General features: G+C 40.1%; 22 protein-coding genes and 1 tRNA gene. 13 read left to right on the top strand and 10 right to left on the bottom strand.

Features of this window, described 5'->3' with window-relative positions:
• Window positions 1-5 precede the first annotated feature (5 nt).
• Together CH354_RS10735 and glpK are read left to right on the top strand one after the other, a co-directional pair.
• Window positions 6-962, top strand: a complete 957-nt coding sequence (locus tag CH354_RS10735) for an MBL fold metallo-hydrolase (protein WP_100718070.1) — start codon at window positions 6-8, stop codon at window positions 960-962.
• A 1-nt stretch (window position 963) separates the two neighbouring features.
• Complete coding sequence (gene glpK, locus CH354_RS10730; RefSeq protein ID WP_100718071.1) at window positions 964-2,460, top strand: glycerol kinase GlpK; 1,497 nt, start codon at window positions 964-966, stop codon at window positions 2,458-2,460.
• On the opposite strand, the gene CH354_RS10725 is transcribed toward glpK, so the two are convergent.
• The 6 genes from CH354_RS10725 to CH354_RS10700 form a co-directional block, all read right to left on the bottom strand.
• Window positions 2,461-3,639 (bottom strand): flagellar motor switch protein FliG, encoded by a 1,179-nt coding sequence (locus CH354_RS10725; protein WP_100726535.1) that lies wholly within the window; start codon window positions 3,637-3,639, stop codon window positions 2,461-2,463.
• On the bottom strand, window positions 3,636-3,881 hold the full coding sequence (locus CH354_RS10720; protein WP_100718073.1) for a hypothetical protein: 246 nt from the start codon (window positions 3,879-3,881) through the stop codon (window positions 3,636-3,638). The genes CH354_RS10725 and CH354_RS10720 overlap by 4 nt, the downstream gene beginning before the upstream one ends.
• Window positions 3,882-3,888: 7 nt before the next feature.
• Window positions 3,889-5,055: an iron-containing alcohol dehydrogenase gene (locus CH354_RS10715; RefSeq protein WP_100718074.1), complete on the bottom strand. Its 1,167-nt coding sequence runs from the start codon at window positions 5,053-5,055 to the stop codon at window positions 3,889-3,891.
• 83 nt (window positions 5,056-5,138) lie between these two features.
• On the bottom strand, window positions 5,139-5,465 hold the full coding sequence (locus CH354_RS10710) for a flagellar biosynthesis anti-sigma factor FlgM (RefSeq protein WP_100718075.1): 327 nt from the start codon (window positions 5,463-5,465) through the stop codon (window positions 5,139-5,141).
• A 21-nt stretch (window positions 5,466-5,486) separates the two neighbouring features.
• On the bottom strand, window positions 5,487-6,209 hold the full coding sequence (gene rsmI / locus CH354_RS10705; RefSeq protein WP_100718076.1) for a 16S rRNA (cytidine(1402)-2'-O)-methyltransferase: 723 nt from the start codon (window positions 6,207-6,209) through the stop codon (window positions 5,487-5,489).
• Window positions 6,199-6,939, bottom strand: coding sequence for an LIC11073 family putative lipoprotein (locus CH354_RS10700; protein WP_100726536.1), 741 nt, complete (start codon window positions 6,937-6,939; stop codon window positions 6,199-6,201). The genes rsmI and CH354_RS10700 overlap by 11 nt, the downstream gene beginning before the upstream one ends.
• Before the next feature lie 42 nt (window positions 6,940-6,981).
• On the opposite strand from CH354_RS10700, the gene CH354_RS10695 reads away from it, so the two are divergent.
• Complete coding sequence (locus CH354_RS10695) at window positions 6,982-7,677, top strand: LIC_20245 family lipoprotein (protein WP_100766455.1); 696 nt, start codon at window positions 6,982-6,984, stop codon at window positions 7,675-7,677.
• On the opposite strand, the gene nadE is transcribed toward CH354_RS10695, so the two are convergent.
• The 3 genes from nadE to CH354_RS10680 are packed head-to-tail and all read right to left on the bottom strand — an operon-like array spanning window position 7,674 to window position 11,631.
• A complete protein-coding gene (gene nadE / locus CH354_RS10690) occupies window positions 7,674-9,617 on the bottom strand; it encodes an NAD(+) synthase (protein ID WP_100766454.1) in 1,944 nt (647 codons plus the stop codon). The two genes, CH354_RS10695 and nadE, sit on opposite strands and share 4 nt — an antisense overlap.
• Window positions 9,604-10,881, bottom strand: a complete 1,278-nt coding sequence (locus CH354_RS10685; RefSeq protein WP_100766453.1) for a 3-deoxy-D-manno-octulosonic acid transferase — start codon at window positions 10,879-10,881, stop codon at window positions 9,604-9,606. The genes nadE and CH354_RS10685 overlap by 14 nt, the downstream gene beginning before the upstream one ends.
• Window positions 10,882-11,631: a flagellar filament outer layer protein FlaA gene (locus CH354_RS10680; protein WP_100766452.1), complete on the bottom strand. Its 750-nt coding sequence runs from the start codon at window positions 11,629-11,631 to the stop codon at window positions 10,882-10,884.
• 69 nt (window positions 11,632-11,700) lie between these two features.
• Between CH354_RS10680 and CH354_RS10675 the strand changes: the two genes are divergently transcribed.
• The 3 genes from CH354_RS10675 to CH354_RS10665 are packed head-to-tail and all read left to right on the top strand — an operon-like array spanning window position 11,701 to window position 13,983.
• A complete protein-coding gene (locus CH354_RS10675) occupies window positions 11,701-12,510 on the top strand; it encodes a hypothetical protein (protein WP_100766451.1) in 810 nt (269 codons plus the stop codon).
• Between the two features lie 2 nt (window positions 12,511-12,512).
• Window positions 12,513-13,211, top strand: a complete 699-nt coding sequence (locus CH354_RS10670) for a YggS family pyridoxal phosphate-dependent enzyme (protein WP_100718083.1) — start codon at window positions 12,513-12,515, stop codon at window positions 13,209-13,211.
• The gene (locus CH354_RS10665; protein WP_100766450.1) at window positions 13,192-13,983 is read left to right on the top strand and encodes a pyrroline-5-carboxylate reductase family protein; all 792 of its coding nucleotides are present in this window, start codon (window positions 13,192-13,194) and stop codon (window positions 13,981-13,983) included. The genes CH354_RS10670 and CH354_RS10665 overlap by 20 nt, the downstream gene beginning before the upstream one ends.
• A gap of 6 nt (window positions 13,984-13,989) precedes the next feature.
• On the opposite strand, the gene CH354_RS10660 is transcribed toward CH354_RS10665, so the two are convergent.
• Window positions 13,990-14,062: transfer RNA gene (locus tag CH354_RS10660), tRNA-Met, on the bottom strand.
• Window positions 14,063-14,229: 167 nt separating this feature from the next.
• Between CH354_RS10660 and CH354_RS10655 the strand changes: the two genes are divergently transcribed.
• From CH354_RS10655 to CH354_RS10625, 7 genes are read left to right on the top strand one after another with little or no spacing between them, the layout of a single operon-like run.
• Window positions 14,230-15,291, top strand: a complete 1,062-nt coding sequence (locus CH354_RS10655; protein WP_100718085.1) for a sensor domain-containing diguanylate cyclase — start codon at window positions 14,230-14,232, stop codon at window positions 15,289-15,291.
• A 22-nt stretch (window positions 15,292-15,313) separates the two neighbouring features.
• Window positions 15,314-15,541 carry a hypothetical protein gene (locus CH354_RS10650; RefSeq protein ID WP_012388329.1) on the top strand — a complete coding sequence of 76 codons (228 nt, stop codon included), beginning with the start codon at window positions 15,314-15,316 and terminating at the stop codon, window positions 15,539-15,541.
• 53 nt (window positions 15,542-15,594) lie between these two features.
• Window positions 15,595-16,395: a hypothetical protein gene (locus CH354_RS10645; protein WP_243396042.1), complete on the top strand. Its 801-nt coding sequence runs from the start codon at window positions 15,595-15,597 to the stop codon at window positions 16,393-16,395.
• A gap of 1 nt (window position 16,396) precedes the next feature.
• A complete protein-coding gene (mnmA, locus tag CH354_RS10640) occupies window positions 16,397-17,539 on the top strand; it encodes a tRNA 2-thiouridine(34) synthase MnmA (protein ID WP_100726544.1) in 1,143 nt (380 codons plus the stop codon).
• The gene (locus tag CH354_RS10635) at window positions 17,536-19,788 is read left to right on the top strand and encodes an alpha-hydroxy-acid oxidizing protein (protein ID WP_100718088.1); all 2,253 of its coding nucleotides are present in this window, start codon (window positions 17,536-17,538) and stop codon (window positions 19,786-19,788) included. Before mnmA ends, CH354_RS10635 begins: the two co-directional genes overlap by 4 nt.
• Window positions 19,789-19,790: 2 nt before the next feature.
• Window positions 19,791-21,053 carry a PilZ domain-containing protein gene (locus CH354_RS10630; protein ID WP_100726545.1) on the top strand — a complete coding sequence of 421 codons (1,263 nt, stop codon included), beginning with the start codon at window positions 19,791-19,793 and terminating at the stop codon, window positions 21,051-21,053.
• Window positions 21,054-22,010 (top strand): RluA family pseudouridine synthase, encoded by a 957-nt coding sequence (locus CH354_RS10625; protein WP_100729033.1) that lies wholly within the window; start codon window positions 21,054-21,056, stop codon window positions 22,008-22,010.
• The last annotated feature ends 45 nt before the right edge of the window (window positions 22,011-22,055 follow it).

Here is a 22,055-nt window from a genome sequence, read left to right as displayed (position 1 = left end):
GAGCAATGAAAATTAAGTTTTGGGGTGTTCGAGGTTCCATAGGTTCACCCATCCGGCCAGAAAACGTAAAACATAAAATCGAAAAAATTCTCTCTTTGGCAAGTCCAACCGACATCCAAAACGAACAAAGTATTCATAGTTTTTTAAATTCGCTTAGTTTTTCCTCTTCCTCGACTTACGGTGGTAATACGACCTGTGTTGAAATCCGAGACAAAGAAGGAACTCTCATCATCATCGATGGTGGGACTGGTTTACGGGAACTTGGAAACCAAATGATGTCATCTCAATTTGGAAAGGGTGTGGGTCATGCTTATTGGGTTCTCACTCATACACATTGGGACCATATCCAAGGAATCCCTTTTTTTATTCCTTTGTTTTTACCTGGAAATCATTTTGAGTTCATTTCGTCCATGAGTGATACCGAAAAAAGGTTAGAACACCAATTTGTATTCACACATTTTCCTGTTTCCTTTGATCATTATGCAGCTAAAAAAACCTTTCAATTCATTGAAGAAGGAGAGGTTGTATCCCTTGGTCCAAACATCCAAGCGTTTAGCAAAGCTGTGCGCCATCCCGGAGGTAGTTTTTCCTACCGGTTTACGGAAGATGGGAAATCGATCATCTTTGCATCCGATGCCGAATTCAATTTGGAAGAAATGGAAAACATTGATACTTACATTGATTATTTCCGAGATGCGGATGTATTGGTTTTTGATACACAGTATACCTTTGAAGAGTCTTTACAAAAAATTGATTGGGGCCATAGTTCGGCCTCCATTGCCACTGACATTGCTCTCAGGGCAAAAGTAAAAAAATTAGTAATGTTCCATCATGACCCTTCTTACGATGATGAGAAGTTAGATTTGGTATACTTACGTGCACTAAAGTACAAAGAGATGTTTGATCCACATGGAAAATTAGAAATCATTATGGCTTATGAAGGTTTGGAAATAGAGGTATAAAATGGCAAAAAAAAATTACATCATTGGGATTGATGCGGGGACAACTGGGATTCGAACATTTTGTTTTAATGACAAAGGAAAAGTGATTTCATCTGCCTACCAAGAATTCAAACAATACTATCCAAAACCAGGTTGGGTGGAACATGACCCAGAAGAGATTTGGCAAAAAACCCAAAAACTCATCGCACTTGCGATCAAAAATGGAAAATTAAATCCCAAAGATGCCATTGCCATTGGGATTACCAACCAACGGGAAACATCCGTTGTTTGGGATAAAAAAACAGGAAAACCAGTTTATAATGCGATCGTTTGGCAATGCCGAAGGACATCCGATATCTGTAAGGATTTAAAAAAACAAAGCCTAGATTCTAACTTCCGTAACAAAACAGGACTTGTGTTAGATGCATACTTTTCAGGAACCAAAATCCAATGGATCCTCGACAATGTGAAAGGAGCAAGAGAAAGAGCAGAACGTGGTGACTTACTTTTTGGAACCATCGATACTTGGTTATTGTACAAACTCACTGGCCACAAAGAACACAAAACCGATCATACCAATGCATCGCGTACCTTACTCTTCAATATCCAGACCAAGGAATGGGATGAAGAACTTTGTAAGATTTTAAAAGTTCCCATGTCGATGTTGCCGAAAGCCTTTAATTCTAAAAACCTATTTGGGTTTACATCGAATGTTAAATCCATCCCTGATGGAATTCCAATCTCTTCCCTTGTAGGTGACCAACAAGGTGCTTTATTTGGGCAGTTATGCACAGAACCAGGGGAAGCAAAAAACACATATGGAACCGGTTGTTTTTTACTCTTCAATGTTGGGGATGAATTCCGAATTTCAAACCAAGGTCTTATCACCACACTGGCACTCGGTCCTGAAGGGAAAACCGTCTATTGTTTAGAGGGATCTGTGTTTATTGGTGGAGCTGTTGTTCAGTTCCTCCGAGACAATTTAGAATTTTTTAAATACTCCAAAGACTCTGAAAAATTGGTTAAGTCGATTAAAACAAAAGATGATGTTGTTTTTGTTCCTGCTTTTGCGGGACTTGGTGCCCCTCATTGGGACCAAGAGGCACGTGGAGCCATCTTTGGACTCTCTCGTGACACAACACCAGCTCAGATCACAAGGGCTGCCCTAAAGGCAATCGCTTTACAATCATACGAACTGGCCAATGCGATGGAAAAAGAAACAGGAAAACCACTTAAGTTTTTACGAGTGGATGGCGGGGCAACTGCAAACGCTTGGCTTATGCAATTCCAAGCAGACATCTTAGGAACAAAAGTCATAAGGCCACAAAACGTGGATACAACGGTCCTTGGTGCAGCCTATTTAGCCGGCCTTGAACGAGGGTTTTTCAAATCAGTAGCACATCTGCGAAAAGAAGAAACCAAAACCACTCAGTTCACACCAAAAATGAAAGAGGCAGAACGAAAAGAAGAAATTGATAAATGGAATTCTGCAATCAGTAGGGTTAAAACTGGAAATTAATTAGTAATCAAACCATAACAGTGAAAATTCAAAACATTGTTTTGGTTTGGTGATCCCAGCCCCTACCAGGAACAAACCCGTTTCATAATAAGGGATCTCAAGGATGAGGTCCTTTGGCAAACGGTGGAATTCTTTTGTTTCGATTTCTTTTCTTGTGAGAAAAAAATCAAATCGAATGGTTTCCATCCAATCTTTGGTTTTGAAAAATAGTTTGGTTTTTGTTTTCCCATAAAATTCTAAAAACTCACCATTCACACAAAAATCAAATCGTTTGGAATCCTCAAAAGCTATGGTTTCTTTTCCATTTTCATCACCATCTTCTCTGTAAGTGAAGATGGTTCCTTCTTCATAATACAAATTCCTCGCAAATCGTTTATAAAGTTCTGATTCGATGATGGAAATTAAATCTTCACCTTCAGGTGGTTTAACGCTGGGTGCAGATTCAATTTGTTTCATTTTGTTTTTGGAGATGGATCTTCGAATCACTCCTAAAACAGGTGGGGAAAGTTTAGGTAGAATAAAATGAAAATACCGTTCATCATGTGTGCGGAGTATTTCTTGCAAAAAGAGTCCATGGATAAGAGGTATGAGTTCCACCGTGAACATTTGTTTGCTTAAAAAAAATGCAAAGTCTGTTTCAAACCGAAAGAGGTTTGTTACAATTCTCATTTCTTCTTCTTTGGTTCCAGAATAAAGGATGGCAACGAGTCGATTTAAGTAGAGTTTACTTTTTTTGTCCATGTACAAGGAATCTATTTCCTTTAGCACCATGGATTCATCAAACTCAGGGTTTACGATGTCTCGAAGGGATAAGTATTTTGTTTGATTGAACTTGTCCCGTTTGCTCCGTACCAAATCTGTTTTGGTTTGTTTTGTTCCACCAATAGTTCGTTTGGTGGGTAAAAATCCTGGTTTTGGTTTTTGGAAAAAATCTGTTTTTTGGTCGGGACTATTGTAGTAGGGAGGAGTGGAGACAGCTGTCCTATCAAAAGTTTGGCGGGCATATTGAAGATTGTATAAAAAACGTGGGAATAGAATCGGATCAGTAGATACAGAAGGCAGTGATGGGATTTTTTTGATAGGAATTGGGTAAAAGGGATCGGGAGAAGCCACAAAACGAGCAACAGAATCTAAGTCTGCTAAAAAAAAATGGGTATTGTTTCCTTGGAGGTAAATCAAACAGGTGGGGATTTTTTTAATTTCTTTTGGATGCGAATGCGAAAGTGTTCCCAGTTGTAATCTTTTTTTAAAATTTCCAACTCCTGGTCTACACCAAAACGCATAAAGTCAAAGATCTCTTCGTGTTCCATCCCAACCACAATCGATAAGTCTTGGATCACTCTTTGCAAACGCCTTGCATCTCTATCACTTAAGGAAAATGTTTCTAAGAGTCTTTGTTCAAATTCTGTGAGTTGGATCAAAATTTTCCTAAAACGCAGCCACGAGGATGGTTTCGATTTCATTTTTAGGAAGTTCTCTTGGAAGACAATCAAGAAATGAATACGTTGCAGCAAGTGTCGCAATCCCAGGTAAGTCGATTTTTTTCACTTCATACTCAGAGAGACGTTGTGGGATCCGTAATTCGAGATAAATTTTTCGGATCCCTTCCACCGCTTTGATCGCCGCTTCAATCACGGAAATGTTTGTCACATCTTCATCAAGGGCTCTTGCGATCATTACATACTTACCAGCAGAAGAAGTTAGGTTGTATTCCATAACGTGTGGGAGTAGGATCGACATACTTTGAAAGATATCTAAGTTAGTAACAGTTGTCACTGCCAAAGAAAGGGCATAACAGAGTCCAAGGCTACTTGTGGATTGGGCAATCCCTGCCAGTAAACTTGCCGCATAAATGGAGTTTTTTGGTCCTAAGTTTCTTGGTTCCCGAATGGCAGGTACAATGTTTTTCGAAATGAGTTCGATGGAACGTAACGCAGTGGAAGAAGTGATTTCGTTTGCATACTTAGAGAGAATGCTATCGACTGCAGCTGATAAAATGGAGATTCCTGTTTTTGCTGTTTCTGAGCTAGACATTCCCGCACCAATTTTGGGATCAGAAACAATGAGTTCGGGGAAAGCCCATTCATGAGCGAAGTACTTTCTGTTTTTGTCTTTGTCATCTACAATGGAGAAAAATGGAGAACACTCATTTCCGAGTAGGGGTTTTGTGGGAACAACCACAAGAGGAAGGCCTTTTTTCTTGGGTTGTTTTCTTCCTACAAGAAGTTCTTCTGCAAACAAGTCGTTTGTTGCGAGTAGAGATGCCGCTTTACCAGCGTTCATCGATTCAAAGGAACCGTAGGCTACCACACAATCGGCATTGGAGATTCGTAAAAAATGAGCACAAGTATCTAAGTCTTTGAAATGAACACGGTCAACAATGTCATCATAAATGATCACACCTTCTGCGTGTTTTTCTAAACTGGTTTTGATAATGGAAAGTTCTTCCGAGTTTTCTAACTCTTTTTGTGTGGTAATGAGTACAACTCTCGATCCAATGTTTTTGACAAAGGAACCGAGTTTATAACCACAATCGATTTCAAAATGTATTTTCGGAGGAAATTGAAAATTGATCCATTCGGGGAGAACTGGCATATGATCCCCTAACTATGAATAAGCGAAGCGTGAGAAATCCTCGGAGAGGACAATAAAAAAGGATCCCTCACCACCTGTCCTTTTTACTGTTGTCCGAGGAAAGACGTTGCAATTTGGTCGGAAATTTTATCTAACATCTCTGGTGAAAGAGTGTCATAGTCTCCGTTTTTCAATCGTTCTTTGATCGCTTTGATTTTTTCAGTGCGATCCTCTTCTGGAGGAGCTTGAACAATTTGTTTTGCAATTTGTTTTACTTCTGCTTGGAGTTTTGCTTCCGAAGCAATTTTTTTAGCTGCATCGGAGATCGAAATTGTATCTACCGGTGTTTGGGATTCTGTTTCCTTTGGCCCTTGTGGTTTTTTTGGTTCGTAACCGTAACCACCAACTCGACCTACTTTATCGATGTTCATATATTTAGTCCTCTTCCTACATCACATATCGGAGGAATCTGAATTTCCCTTAAGTGATTTTTTTCGATGGTTTAAGAGAAATACAAATTCTCCCTTCGCATTGGGAGGTTTTTCTGCCAATTCCCTTGGATTTGCATAATAAAGTACCTCTTCGAAGGCCTTTGTCAACTCCCTTCCCACAAGAACCTCTGTTTCGGGGTACAATTCCTCGAGTAGAGGGTATAACCTTGGGAGTTTGTGGACAGATTCATAGAAGACGATCAGTCCCTCAATTTCCTTTGCCTTCTCTAATTCTCGGCGTTTTTTACTCGGTTTTTCAGAGAGAAAACCTAAAAAATAAGTAGGATTCACTTGGAACCCAGAAACAGAAAGGAGAGCAGTTAAGGCGGACGCACCTGGAACGGGGATGATCGCAATTCCATTTTCCCTTGCGGTGCGAACCATTTGGCTTCCCGGATCGGAAACACCTGGGGTTCCTGCATCGGAAACAAGTGCCATGGATTTCCCTTTTTTCAATTGGTCGAGGACATTGGCATACGGAGATTCGGAATGGTCTTTGTAAAGGGCAAGGACAGGAGTCACGATCCCGAGTTTGTGGAAAAGGGACTTGGTTTCCTTCGTGGATTCACAAAGTACAAGTTCTACCTCTTTGAAAACCTCGATGGCTCGAAGGGTGATGTCTCCCATATTCCCAATGGGAGTGGCCACAACATATAAATTTCCGGATTCGCGTTTATGGGCCAACGTACTGGCACCCAGGAGGAGATTGTCCCGCAGGACAAGTACAACCCAAATCATTATTCCCCTTGGTGCAAGGGTTACAAGCAGTTCCTAACGCACAAGAGGATGGGGTTGTACAAGCAGGATTGGAACAGATAGTTGTATTACAACCTACACCAACAGAACATAGAGTTTGGATGTCATTCACTCGGTTGGGAATGGCACATGTGCTCACAGCAGCTGATGGATTGGAAATAAGACCCCCTGTCAGCATGGCACGAATGGTGAAGTTGTAGATTTGGCATTTTTGGAAAAATTCAGTCCCAGGGGGTGGGACGGCAAACCGAATCCGTTTGACCATGATCCGACTGGAAGAAGTGGAAGCTTCATATGGCAAATGTGGGAAACTGGGTTGTACCCCATCTTCTAACCATTCTCCTTGGACAGTTTGGATGATCCCAGGGAAGGCGGTTGTCACATACAAATTATACCCAACAAACTGAGGTTCTCTATTGGTAACATAGTATTTCAGAATGTATTCAGGTCTTGGGTCAGCATTATAATTGAGAATATCAGTTTGGAAGTCGTTTGTGATGTTACTATTCACTGCAACCACAGAAAGGAGCTGTGGAACATTGGGTGGCACTAAAAATACAAATGGGGCTACCGGGGTGTCTGTGTTCACTCCACAATGAAAAAAAGAGAGAAAAGATACGCAGATATAGTAAATTGGATGTAAAGAGGGAAAACGCATTCTATTTCTCGTTTCCCTTCCAAGTTTTCAGGAATTCAATCTATGGGAATCCAAAAAAAATTACTCTTTGTCTCCATTTCCCTCATTGGGCTTTTTTTTCTCATCCTCCTTATGCTCGGTGGTGAGGATGAAGATGAGCTCCGTCGTAAAAAAGAAAGAAGTTCGCAGGCCCTTGCTTTATTCGGAGGAGGTTCGAACAATCCCAAAGGCACAAATCGATTGGGAGTTCGTGGAGAAGACTCGGGTTCCATCTTTGATTCCGATTATTACAATGCGGGTGGGATGCGGTATGAAGATGACCCAAACATTGCAGCTGGGGAATCAGGAGAAATTCCGATTAACCCCCAAACAGGAAAACCATATCCTCCTGAAGCAATGCAAGCCTTTGAGGAATTAAGAGAACAATTCCCTGACAATGACCTCATTCCAAAACGAATGACGGCAGAAGAAAAGAAAAAACAAGCTGAGTTCAATCAAAAACTCACTCGAGCCACTAATTCAGTGTTTGGTGGTAATGCAAATGCTTCCGATTTAACCACGTATTACGGGCATGTGCGAAAACAAGGAAAGGATCGACTTGAGATCATTAATTATCTCATCGAATCTCAAGGTGGGGATGATCCTGAAATGGATAAAAAGTTCCAAGAGATATTAAAAAACATCCAATTCCAAAACGAACAAATCGAAAAAGAAGCTGCCAGTGCTTATGCAAAAGCAGGACTTCCACCACCTACTTAAGTTTCGTTTGAAAGAATTGGATACCGGTAACTGGATTTAGGATCTAGTCCATACTCATCCAAATGGAAAGAGGGAGGGAGCCTTTCTCTTTTCCATTGCGAAATCCCAAATAGTTTTTTGAATTTTTGGACATAACCGAATAAATTGTCCTCTCGTTCCCAGGGGAATTCTCTTCTTAACTCATCTAAGACATTGGATTCTTCCATTCCCAAGTACACCAATTTCCGTTCAATGGAATTGAGGATGGGATATGGCATGAGATCCTTTTCATCTTCTTGGTGTTCGGCGAGAGGTTTCAACTCAGCAGTTGGTTTTGTATTTCGTAACATCTGAATAGATTGTTTCGGAGTGATGTATCGATTGTTTCCCTTTTGGATATCATCTAACCAGTCGAGTAAAAATTCCTTACTCACACCAGCAAGTGGGGCAATGGAACCTGAAGAATCTCCATCCATCGTTGTGTAACCAACAGCTGCTTCACTTCTGTTCCCTGTGGAAAGTAGGAGATGCCCATTTAGGTTTGCCAGTAACCAAATGAGTGGAGAACGCACCCTTGCTTGGATGTTTTGTAAAGCTAAGTCATGTTCTTTCCAATTGAGTTTGGTTCCCTTTACCGATTCGATGATGGAAACGGAACTGGAAACCATTTCATCGATGGATATCGAATGGTATTCACATCCCAATTCTTCGCTTAAGGATTTTGCGATTTCTTCCGTGATGGGTGAATTATTTTTTGTTTTTTGGTACAAAGTAACCAGGAGATTTTTTTCGGTTAACCCAAGTTTGGTGAATATGGATTCACCATTTTCTTCTTTGGCAATCGATACCATCGTGGAAACAAGTAGGGCACAGGTTGCACTATCGGCCCCACCAGAGAGTGAGAGGGTATACCCTTTAGTTTTGGATTTTCGCAAATAGTCAAATAACCCAAGGCAAACTGCTTTTGTGAATTCTTCAAAAGGGCTTAAGGATTCTGTCGAAACAAGATTTTCCCACTTCTCTTCCCCACGTTTGTCTAAAATTTGGAAGTTCACTCGGGATTCTTTTCCATTTTGTCCATTTGGTTTTAAGTTGATTGTGGTGAGTTCGTTTCCGTCGGGTTTAGGATTTGGTTCTCGTAAATTCCTTGCTTTGGAAGCTTTCATTTCATTTGGATCAAAGGAAAAACTCGTGATGGCAAAAGGAGTGAAGTGTAATCTTGGGCCTTCTTTTAAAATAGAACCACAAGAAGTAAAAAATGCACCCCCTTCAAAGATGATCCTTCCCGATTCATTTCCACAGAGATTGGTAAAGACTTGTAAATTGTTTTGGTTACGGCTTGTTTCTTTAAAAATTTGCCTACGGGTATTTTGTTTTCCCATCGCAAAATGGGAAGCACCTGGTGAAAGAACAACATCCACACCTGATAAATTATAAAACAGAGAGGGTTTCTGAGTAGACCAACTGTCTTCACAAATTTCAATCGCGAAGGTGAAGTTTTTCATTGCAAACAAAAAATGGCCAAAGGGTATTTCTGTATCCCCAATGGTGATCCGTTTCTTTGTAAATGATTGTGGTGAGTGGAACCAACGCCGTTCATAATGTACGCCTGTATTTGCCAAATTGAGTTTGGGAACAAGTGCTTGGATTTTACCATCATACAAAACCGCCATACAATTGTACAAAAATGAATCTACAAAAAGAGGAAGGCCAACCACTATCACTTGTTTGGGAGAAATGGTTTTGATTTTGTTTAGAACATCGATTGATTTTTCCCAAAGACTTGGTCGGTAAAATGCATCTTCACAACCATACCCTGAAATACAAAGTTCTGGAAACAGGATGAGATCGGCATCTTCTGATTCTTTGTTTTGGATGGCAGAAACGATACTTTCAAAATTGCCTAAAAAATCAAGAGGGGTCGTATTCAGTGAAACAGCGGCAATTTTAGATTTTGTCATACGGAAAAACTCGGTTATAAATCTTTTCCGATGCACCTCTATTTTCTACAACAAAGTTTCGATTGATACTTCCCATCTTTTCCCTAAGTTCACTGTTTTTCGTCAGTTCATAAAAATGGGAACAAAAATCTGATTCTGATACCGTTTTGAAAAGACCACCTAATTCTTGCATAACGATTGCTTCTGGTGCATTTTGGATTCTGGGACCTGTGATGATGGGTAGGCCCAAAGCAGCAGGTTCGATGGTATTGTGGATTCGGTTGTGAAAACCTCCACCAACATAAGCAAAACTAGCATACTGGTATGCAAATGCAAGTATCCCCAAAAGATCAAAAAGTAAAAATTTTGGTAGGGTTTCCTTTTCTTTTAGTTCAGAAAAAATCCTCACAGAACCATAATCTTGCAGTTTTGATTTCCATTCCATCATCCGTTTGGATTCCCATTGGTGTGGGAATATCCAATAGGAATGATGGTCTTTATGTGTTCCTAAATACTTTAAAAAATGTGACTCACAAATTGGATAGGTGGAACCAAGGATCACTGGTTTGTTTGAATTCAGAAACTCTTTTTGTTTTTGTATAAAATCTGTAAAAATTGGATTTGGAGATTTTGTTTCCAATTTATTCCAAACCGATTCGAACCTTGTGTCACCTAATACCGAAAAGTCGGATTCTGTGGAAACCAAACCTTCAAATTCCTTTGCCATTAGTTGGTGGCTTGGATAAATTCCAGAAAGGTATCGAAAAGAAGATTTAGTCAGAAGGCGCACCAATGGATTTTTTCTGGAAGACTGAGACGACAAACTGGCGCAACAAAGGTAGGATTTTGTTCCAAACTGATTTGCTTTTTTTAAAAGATTAGGCCAAGTGTCCCAAGCCATGATGAATAAAAATTTTGGACGAAATCGTTTAAAGATTTTGTTATAAGCAAACGGTAAATCAAAGGGCAAATAAAAGTAACAGTTTGCCAGAGGATCCGAAAAAGCGGATTCTTTCACGGATGAGGAAAATACGGATTGGATGATGAACACATTTGGTCTATGCCGGCGTATGGTTTCTGCTAATGCTTTTGCTTGGTCTAGTTCTCCTACACTTGCTGAGTGGAACCAAATCACAGTTTTTCCATTCGGGGGATTTTTGTACAAAGTTTCCAAAGAACGATTTCGTTTGGAAATTTCAGTCCGGATTTTTTTTGAGAAAAGGGAAACTAATTTTAATAAGATCCAAATTTTGAACAAAAGGATATTGTAAAAAAAATAGACCATTTAGCGTTTGTTACCCCAAGTATCATTCACTTCGGCACCTGGATAACTAAAAGTACGTTTATCAATCACAAAACAAAGATTATCAAAATACAAATGGAACTCACCTTTTTTTTGAGACGCTAAACTTTTTAATCGAAAGGAAGCAAACGAGATGGGAAAGGACATCGATTGGATGAGTCTCGTATTTTCTTTTGGCAAAGTGATTTTAAATTCCAGCCTTCGCCAACCAACAAAATTGAGAGTTCCCAAATCAAAATACAAGTCCTTCGATTTTTTTTGTGAGAGGCCCATACTCAAATTGATATGGTGGCCCTCCGAATACACCCAAAGGATCCCTTGGATGGGCATTCCCAAAGGGAGAAGGACTGGTTCTTTGGGTCTGATTTCCCAGTGGTCGAGTCGTGGGTTTTCGACATAACTTTGCACAAGGAAACTGGTTTGGTTTTGTAAGTTGGGATAACCAGATTCTTTTAGTAATTTTGATTCTTCTAAAAAGGCATCCGATTTGGAAACGGATGCTGCAAATTGTGTTTCCGCCAAAAAGGAATCCACTCGGTAAAAATCCCAAGGCCTTTCCCCTTCAAAGTCTTCGACAAGGTAGAGTAGGTAATGTGTGTCCATTGCCAGAGCAGATTTTAAAATTTGCACTCGGCCAAGTTCGTCTGGGTCATGGGGTCTCGGAAGAGACAGAAGACTGGCAAAACTCAGTAAGAAACCTAGAAAGAATGTGAATTTTTTTATGTTCTGCATGATTTCTCACTTTTCGAAAGCGCAAAAACGTGTACTCTATCCGTATCAAAGGAAAGGAATCCGCACGTCATGGGCCGCCGCGACAATTTGAAAATACTCACAACTGCCATTCTAGTGGTCCTACTTCTTTCATCGTTCATTTTCGCATTTATCTATAGGAATGAAATTTACCAAAAGCTCCAAACCATCGGAAAAAACAAAGAAGTTGAGATGGTTGACCGAGAAATCACCAAAGCACCTGATTCCATGACGCCTCCTAAGGATCTGATGGAAGAACCAAATGAAAGGGAATCTAGGGAAGACCGTTCCAAACTCCCAGAACTTCCAAGTTTGGATGATATGGAACCGGAGTCACAAAGACCTAGGTCAGTATCTGTTGCATCAGGTGCCAAAACGAGAGAACCAAAAGACAGTAGCTCTCGTTTACAAGAAAAACTAGACCAAGTAGAAGAACAAATTTCTCCCAAAGAAAACAAAGAATCACAAAAGCCGAAAACAAAAGAAGTTGTGAAAAAACAATCTGTGAGTGAAACACCACAAGTTACTTCCAAAAACGAAGAAGACTTCAGTTCGGAACCTAAAACAACAGTGCAAAGATCAAAACAAGGGAAACTTGTAAAAGAAACTTCTACTGTTACCCCCAAGTCAAAACGTAAAAAATCGAGTTCCAAACTCAGTTACAAAACACAAACCACAACTTACAAAGAATCAAATGTGAGTAAAAAGACAAATTCCAAACAGACGGGAAATTCTTCTTCTTTGGAAGTTCGGATGAAAGAAGTGGAACAAAAACTCAACTCTTCCAACGATCGAAATGAAAAACGATTTTTGGAAATCGAACGTAGAATTGATTCCTTAGAAAAAGCATTAGCTAAGTAATCGTGTCTGATTACATTTCAGTTTACCAGTCCATCCAACACGAAATGAATTCCCTTTCCCAAGGGAATCCTCCAACCCTCATCGCAGTTTCCAAAACCAAACCCTATGAAGTTGTGAAGGAAGCATACCTCCAAGGGATTCGAGAATTTGGAGAAAACTATATACCGGAAGCAATTGATAAGTTCACTCGGTTGCGAGAAGAATTTCCAGAGTCAGAATCGAATGTCAATGTCCATCATATAGGACCCGTTCAATCTGGAACCTTACGTAAGTTATTCGGTATATTTTCTTATACACATGGTGTGGGATCTTTTTCAAGTTTGAGTGAACTTTTAAAACGAGCTGAAAAAGAGAAAAAGAAAATTCGTTATTTTTTACAAACAAACCTGACAAATGAAAATACCAAACATGGTTTTAGTTTAGAAACGATTCTAACAAACAAAGATGAGTTATCCAAATACCAGAACGAGTATTGTATTTGGGAAGGGTTTATGGGAATGGGACCTTCTTCGGGAGATCCCAACCAAACAAAAGAGGTTTTTACAAATTTAGCTAAGTTACGTGAAGAACATTTTCCAGAAAAAAAACTTTCGATGGGTATGAGTGGGGATTATGGATTAGCGGTGGAACTTGGATCTAACTTTGTTCGGATTGGATCAAAAATATTTGGAGAAAGGGATTATGGTACACACTCCGTTTAAAACAGTTGGGATGGTTGGACTTGGGAAAATGGGAGGAGCCATTGCCAAAGCACTTGTGGCCCAAGGAACAAAACTTTTTGCATTTGATCCAAACCTCAAACAATCTCCCATCGAAGGTGTTAGTTTGGTTTCCACTTTGGATGCATTAGAAAAGGAAGCAGGTTTGTTTGTGATCGCAGTGAAACCAAATCTAGTAGAACCAGTCCTAGGAGAATTTACGAAACCTGCGATTTTTGTTTCCATTGCAGCAGGTATTTCTTATGGACAGTTGGTGAAATCCACTCCTAAAGGATCCACTTGTGTACGAGTGATGCCAAATTTACCACTTGTGTCCAATCGAGGTGCGATGGGGTATTATTGTGAAGAGGAAGCGGTGTCCCATACCGAACGACTATTTTATGGAATGGGGGAGACAATTCGTATCAGCAAGGAATCTCTGATGGATGTTGTCACTGGATTGTCAGGATCTGGTCCTGCCTATGTGCTTACGTTTTTGCAAGCCATGGCAGAAGCAGGCTTACAAGAGGGACTCAGTTATGAGGAATCCTTGGGTCTTGCCATGGAGACCATCGAAGGAACTCTTGTGTATTTCCGTGAGTTACGTTCCAAAGACCACACACTTCATCCTATGGAAGTGCGCAATTGGGTGACTTCCCCAGGAGGGACTACCATTCATGGACTAGATGCTTTGGAACGAGGCGGTTTTTCTACCGCAGTTCGGGATGCTGTCAGAAGAGCAACAGAGAGAAGTAAAGAATTGGGAAAGGGATGATAACGGTTGCGCGGACAGGATTCGAACCTGTGGCCTTTGGGTTATGAGCCCAACGAGCTACCAGCTGCTCCACCGCGCGGTATACGACCATTATTTTAAAGATTCGTTTATTGTCAACAAAATGAATACAGAAACTTTCCTTTTTACTACCCAACTGAAATTTATCGATTTCCGCATAAATCTTACTTTACAGGTGTCAAATATAACGAATGATTCCTATCTTATATAGAATTCTGGCGGTGCGTTTTGTCTTTTAAAGAAAACACTGATATCGTTTTTGAGCATTACGAAAAAAAAATCTACGACCAAAAACAACTACTGGAAATCTCCCGTGCATTAAATTCCACGTTAGACTATAAGTATTTAATTGATGCAATTCTTAACATCTGTTTGGCGCAGTTGCAGACCCTGCATGCCGCCATGTACCTTGAACCAGAAATTGACCTTGGAATTTTTAAATTAGAACCCCAATCCATCAAAGGATTTGAGTTAAGCACAGACGAACAAAACTACGAAATCAAAATCGATAGCCCACTCATCCATTATTTTGAAGAAAAACCGAAGGCCATCACAATGGACCAAATTTTGCAGATGGAAGTCCTAAACAAAATTCCTGATATTGTTTACCTTCGCAAAATGGGAGCAGAAATCCTTGTCCCTCTCAATGCAAAAGGTAAGGTCAACGGGTTACTTGTCCTTGGGGACAAAATGACTTCCGAAGAATTTTTGGAAGATGAAAAAGAATTTATGACAACCCTTGCAAACCTCGCAGGGATTGCAGTGGACAATGCAAGGCTTTATGAACTTGCCACCGTCGATATGATGACGGGTTTAAAAATCCATCACTACTTCCAAACCAAACTCAAAGAAGAGATGGAACGTTGTCGTAAAAAAGGCACCAAACTATCCCTACTTTTTACGGATGTGGACAAATTCAAAACGTTCAATGATACCTATGGCCACCAAGCTGGGGATGTTGTCCTCATCGAAGTGGCAAAACAACTCATTGGGAAAGCACAACGCCATCATATCCCCGCACGGTATGGTGGAGAAGAGTTTTGCCTCGTGATGCCTGGCGCCACAGAAGAGGAGGCCATTGCCAAAGGGGAAGAAATCCGAAAAGCAGTGGAAGAAATGGTAGTCAAAAATCCAAACGATGGTTCTGACTTAAAAGTCACACTTTCTGTTGGGGTTTCTAGTTTTCGTGCCACTGACAGAAACAATAAAGATCTGATTGAACGTGCGGACAAAGCCCTGTACCAAGCCAAACATTCTGGAAGAAACCGCACAATTTGTTATAAAGATTAGGAAAATAGCCGATGGGTAGAGTATGGCAGAACCTGCATACTTACTCAAAGACCTTTCTCCTTCTGTTCCCTCAGATGTATACGAATCCATCCGTAACCGTGCCCTTGGGTTGTCTTCCTTCAATTTCCAACCATACTCTTGTTTCATTGAATACAAAACAAAAGATGCAAACACAGGGATTGAATACAGAGATTGTACGGTAGATTATTCCAGATGCCCACATTCTCGTTGTATCAAAAAATTGGTTTAGTATCTCTTAGCATCTGTTTGTGGGTGTGTCTGCCAACCCCCACTAAAAAAGAATTGAAGTCCTCACAAAATTTTCCCTCTTCGTTTCGTTTTCCTAGAACCCTTCCTCCTCATACCAAAATACAAGTGTTAGATACTGGGATTTCCCTATTACTACTTGGGTTCCAATCAGGGAATGAATCCTTTTCTTTTTTATGGGATACAGGTTCAAATATCAGTTTTTATGAAGGAACAGATCCTTCCAATTCCAAAGAATTCCAAATTGGTGGACAAGTTGTATCAATTCGAAGGGGAGAGGGGATTTTACCCAAAGGCATCCAAGGGCTGGTGGGTCTTGATTTCTTCCGAGGGACTTGTATCTTTTGGGACCAAAAGGACTTGTATTGGTTTTCGGAGAATTCCCCTTTTTGTGTCCACCCGGATGCATACCTTGGCACCCAATTGAAAATCCTTTCTACCAAACAGAAGGGAGAACATACATTTGTATCCTTTGAATACCCAAAATCCTTCCAGTCCTATGCTCATATCGATACAGGAGCTTCCCTCAGTTTGTTACCAAAAGGAGGGGACGATGAGTTTTTAGGGGAAAGGAGGGTCTTTCGGCCAGGGAATTCCATCCTCATCATGAACCACTGGCGGTCCATGGAACCTCTCACACTCATCGCCAAATCAGGATTTCGGGAAGATTACCAGAACGTAGAGTTTCTCACAGGAATTTCACTTGAGAATTTCCATTTATCAGGGGACAAGGATAAGGAAGAGGGTTGGGTGATTGGGCTTGGTATTTTGAGGACTCGTCCTCTGTTTTGGGATTTTTCTCGGAACCGTATTGGGATCATCCACCAAGAGAACTAAGGTGAAAGAAAAAGAAAAAATCATAGTGGCGATGAGTGGTGGCGTAGACAGTGCTGTTGCAGCGGGACTTCTTATGGAAGAAGGTTACGATGTCATTGGTGTCAACCTTAGAACTTGGGAATACGAAGCACCTGCTTGTGATACCACTAAAAAATCCTGTTGTTCCCCTGAAGACATCCGGGATGCCCGTGATGTTGGTCTTTCCTTAAACATTCCGTTTTACGTCATCAAAATGGAAAAGGTATTTGGAGAACGTGTTATCGATCGATTTATCAGTGATTATAAAGATGGCCGAACCCCAAATCCTTGTGTAGAATGTAACACCTTTGTGAAGTTTGGTGCTTTATTTGAACAAGCCAAAAAATTAGGAATTGATAAAATCGCCACTGGCCATTATGCACGAGTCATCGAAGTAAACGGTCGTTATGCGATCCGTAATGCTGTCGATATGAAGAAAAACCAGGCGTACTACCTGTACGGTTTGTCCCAAGAAAATATTAAAAATACAGTTTTTCCATTAGGTGAGATGGACAAATCACAAGTCCGAGAAATTGCCAAACGGATGGGTCTCCCTGTTGCCGAAAAACCAGAATCTCAAGAAATTTGTTTTATCCCTGAAAATGATTACAGATCCTTCCTTAAAAAAAAGGGAATGGAGTTTACCCCTGGATTTTTTAAATTAGCTTCAGGACAAATCATTGGTAAACACCAAGGAAAAGAAGGATTCACCATTGGCCAAAGAAAAGGCCTTGGGATCGCTTGGAAAAATCCTCTCTATGTACTTTCCATTGAAGATGATGGGACTGTCATTTTAGGAGAAGAAGAAGAAACAGTTTCTGAATCTTTTGTCTTGGAAGAAATCACTTACCAAGCATTAACTCCTTTGTTACCTGGACAATCCCTCGAAATGAAGGTGCAAATCAGGTATAGAAGTGCACCTGTTCATTGTAAGGTGACTTCACTTGGTGATACTTGGAAAGTTGAATTTTTAGAAGACGTAAAAAGTGTTACACCCGGTCAATCTGCAACGTTTTATCCAACAAATGGAGATTATCTTTATGCAGGTGGTATCATCCAAAAAGGTTCCATCACACGTAAAGTGAAATCAAACATTGAAGTATCTAGGGAGAGTGTTCCCATTTGAAATCAGTTGAAGGAAAAACAATCCTCATCATAGGAGGAGGGTTGTTACAGGTTCCCATCATCCAAACAGCAAAAACAATGCGTTTGCATACAGTTGTTGCTGATATGAATCCCACTTCGATAGGATTCCAAATTGCTGACGAAACCATCCTCATGTCCACAAAGGATGTGGAAGGTATGGTACGTGAAGCCAAGAAGTTTTCCCAAAAAAATACAATCCATGGTGTGATCACCGCAGGAACAGATGCGAGTATGACAGTAGCCGCTGTTGCCTCTGCCTTACAACTTCCTGGCATTCGATTTGTTGATGCAGAAGCAGCATCCAATAAAGTAAAGATGCGAAAACGTCTGAAAGAATTTGGACTTCCCATTCCTCGTTTTGCTCCAGTTTGGTCGATGCAGGACGCAAAAGATGCGTTAGATGAGTTGACCTTTCCTCTTGTAATGAAACCAGCTGATAATATGGGAGCACGAGGTGTGATTAAGGTCACAAACCGTGATGACTTACAAGTTGCTTTCCGTCATGCAAAGAGGTTTTGCCCCACAGGTGAATTGATTTTAGAAGAATATATGGAAGGGCCAGAACTTTCAGTGGATGCTTTAGCATTCCAAGGCCAAATTCATATGACAGGGATTGCCGATCGGATCATTGAAAGGGAACCATATTTTATCGAAGTCGGACATAACATGCCTTCGGCGATGCCAAAAGATGTCTTAGATGAAGTGGAACGTGTGATGGCGGGAGGAATGAGGGCACTCGGAATCCATTTAGGTGCTGGGAAAGGTGATATCAAGGTTACAAAAGACGGTGTAAAAATTGGTGAGATTGCTGCAAGGCTTTCTGGTGGTTTTATGTCAGCATTCACCTATCCATTGTCTACAGGAGTGAATCTCAACCGCGCTGCACTACTCATTTCACTTGGTGAAACTCCCGACAATCTAGAGCCAGTCGTGAATCGAGTTTCCATTGAAAGATCCTTACTCTCCAAACCTGGAAAACTCATCTCTATCAGTGGTGTTGAGGAAATCAAAAAAATTGAAGGGGTTTCTGAAGTTTTCCTTCAGTCCAAACCTGGAGATATTATTAAAGAACCGACAAATAACATTGATAAGTCGGGTCATGTGATCATCGTCTCAGACAGTTTAAAAGAAGCAGAACTTGTATTTGAGAAAGTAAAACAAACCATCGTATTTGAAGTTGATGAACAATTTTCGATTACGGAAAAAGAAATTGGAGACCAAGCTCGGATTCGATTTGGAAAAGAAATCTGTTGGGTCTGTAAAGTATGTGATGGGAAAAATTGTGCGTCTGGGATACCTGGAATGGGTGGTGTTGGCCTTATGGAAACATTTCAGGACAATTATGAAGCCCTTTCCGAATTTAAAATCCTACCAGGTTATATCAGGGAACATGTAAGTCCTGAAATACATACAAAGTTTTTGGGTTATGATTTAAAAACTCCCATCATGGCAGCACCTATGACAGGTGTGGGCACCAATATGAATTTTGTCATGACCGACGCAGATTATGCTTTAACTGTTGTTCGGTCCTTCTCGCAAAATGGAAGCCTTGCTTGGCTTGGTGATGGAGCTTCTCCTGAAAAATACAAAATCATGTTAGAAGCACTTAAAAAAGTTTCTGGAAAAGGAATTCTCATTTGTAAACCAAGGGAAGATGAATCTTTACTCCTCGAACGTTTTTTACAAGCAGAAGCGGACGGAGTGTTCGCCATCGGTATGGACATCGATGCTGTGAATTTTAAAACAATGGTACAGAAAAATTTATCGAGTGTAACGAGACCTTTGGAAAAACTCATAAGGCTCCGTGAAAAAACAAAACTACCTTTTATCTTAAAAGGGATCATGAATGAGGAAGATGCTAAATTAGCAGTGGAAGGTGGATTTTCTGCTATTGTAGTATCGAACCATGGTGGTCGAGTTTTGGATGGAATGCCAGGAACTGCCAGGGTATTACCCAAAATTGCAGAAGCCGTCAATGGAAAAATCCCAGTCCTTGTGGATGGGGGAATTCGTTCTGGTATGGATGTGTTCAAAATGTTGGCCCTTGGAGCATCCTCTGTTCTTGTCGGAAGACCAGTTGCCATTTCACTTGTTGGTGGGGAAGACGCAGGGATACGATTTCTTTTACAAAAATATTCGGAAGAACTAAAACAGTCAATGAGTGTGACAGGTGCAAAAACTTTAGTGGACATTAAGCGCTCTATGTTGCTTCATAAACTACACGGTTGAGTATGGATAAAGAAATCAAAGACCCTGAAGGTATTTTGAAGGTAATTACTGCTTTATTTGGAAAATTACCTGCTTATATCGTAAACTCAGAAAAAGAATTTCCAGTCAAAATCATTGCCCTCAAAAACAAAGCACTCATCATCAACACCAATCTAAAGTTTCCAACACGGGAACGTATTCTTACTGTTGTACATAATGGAAGCAAATTTTTAGCACATTTTAATTTGGCAGGTGGAGATGGGAATGGAATTGAAATTCTAACACCTGTTAAAATACAAATTGCTACAGCATCTAGACAGGGAACAAGGGTTGAAGCAAGCCAAATCCAAACTGGGATGGTTGTTACCAATATAATCAATGTTAACGATGTATCCAAAGCCATTGGTTTTGATGATAAAAAAGTGGATGCTATTTTACTTGCATACCGTACGAAACTGGCTAAAGCTTTCCCACTTTCTTCCATTTTTTTTGCAGGGAGAATGGACAACCGTCTTCGTCTAATGCACCATTATGACAAAGATATCTTCATAGTAGACCGAAAAGAAAAATCAACAGCCTCACCAGCTTTTTTTCCGTTTGATGAGTATCTACGGATTTTCGATAATTCCAAAATCCCTGACAATTATATTTCAGAGATTTGTGTTCCCATCAAATACAAAGGATATGTTCACTTAGGGTATGTACAGGTGTTATCCGAAAAACCACTTGAGTTTGAAGTGTACAAACAAATCCAAACATTTGCGAATGCAGTGAGTCGCGATATCATTAACACTGGTGTATTCCAAGAATCTAGAGATGTCTGCCAGGTAATGGACTTAAGTATGGGAGGGATTAGTTTTATCCATGCTCCTTCCCGTTCTTTTTCTAGGTCTGTTACTTTAAATGGTACCATCCTTTTTGATTTGAACTTAGAAGCTGGCAAAAAAGTAACTATCCGTGGTATCATTAAAAATATTAGAAACCAGGAAACAAACTTTCGGGTTGGTTGCCAGTTCTACAACCTAACAGAAAAAGATACAGAGACTCTCGAAGATTTTTTAAATGTTGGAAAAGAAGAAGTTCCGAACCCTGAAGAACAAGAAGCACAAGAAAATGCAAGTTCTGATGGAAACGAAGGGGAACAAAATGAAGAGAATTTTGATTCCACATCGACTACTTCTGAAGGTGAAAGTTCACAAACAGTATTGGAAGAAGGTTCTGAGGCAGATCCATTTGCCAATCATATGGAAGACAATTTTACAGAGAATCCAGAAGAACCTAATTAAATGACTTCTTACCGGTCTGTCATTCGTCCACCCTATACTGGGAAAACGGTGATCACCTATCTCACACAAAAATTTCCATATCATAGTCTAGAAGAATGGGAATTTTTAATCGCTGAAAATCGCATTAAGGTAGAAGGTGAGTTTGTTAATGGCGACAAACAATTGTCAGATGGTGATCTCTTGGAATACGAACCAATTCCAGGCAGGATTCTTGAACCAGAAGTGGATGAAAATTATTCCATTCTGAAAGAAACAAATGAGTTCCTTTTTGTGGAAAAACCGGGCAATCTTCCCATGCACCCAGCCGGTCGTTATCGAACGAAAACCTTACTCAGTTTTTTGGAAACCAAATACCCAAAAATCATTCCCGTACACCGGCTAGACCGCGAAACATCTGGGATTGTCATTTTTGCAAAATCCGAAGAGAGTAGGATGTGGCTCCAGAAAAAATTTGAAAACCGAGAAGTGTATAAAGAATACTTTGCAATCGTTTCTGGAAATTTTAAAACAGAACAAACGTTAAATGGGTTTATTGGTAAAGATATTCATTCTGCGATCAGAAAAAAAATGGTGTATTCATCAGATGAATTTCCTGAATCAAAAACTTGCCAAACCCATTTTTTCCCTATTTTATACAACGAAGAGAAGGACATGAGTTTGGTTCTTGTGAAACCCATTACGGGGAGGATCCACCAAATCCGTGCCAGTTTATTGTATTTGGGTTATCCTATCCTGGGTGATAAAATGTATGGAAACAGGGAATCAATCTTTTTAGATTTTGTTAATTCTGGAATGACTGAAGCTTTAAAAGAAGAGTTGGTTTTTGATAGGCAGTTGTTACATGCATATAGCATACGTTTTGTGGACGAAAGAACAAACCAAATAGTACATGTTCATTCGAATCCAATGAATGAAATGGATTTTTACTTCCCCAATTGGAAAAACTATGTCCCATAGATTTTAATAAAAATCCAACTCTAGATTTACCTTTCCTCCGATCTT

Source organism: Leptospira levettii (assembly GCF_002812085.1).
Classification (GTDB): domain Bacteria; phylum Spirochaetota; class Leptospiria; order Leptospirales; family Leptospiraceae; genus Leptospira_A; species Leptospira_A levettii.
The sequence above is the reverse complement of the archived record's forward strand: the minus strand, read 5'-3'. Positions and strand labels throughout refer to the sequence as shown.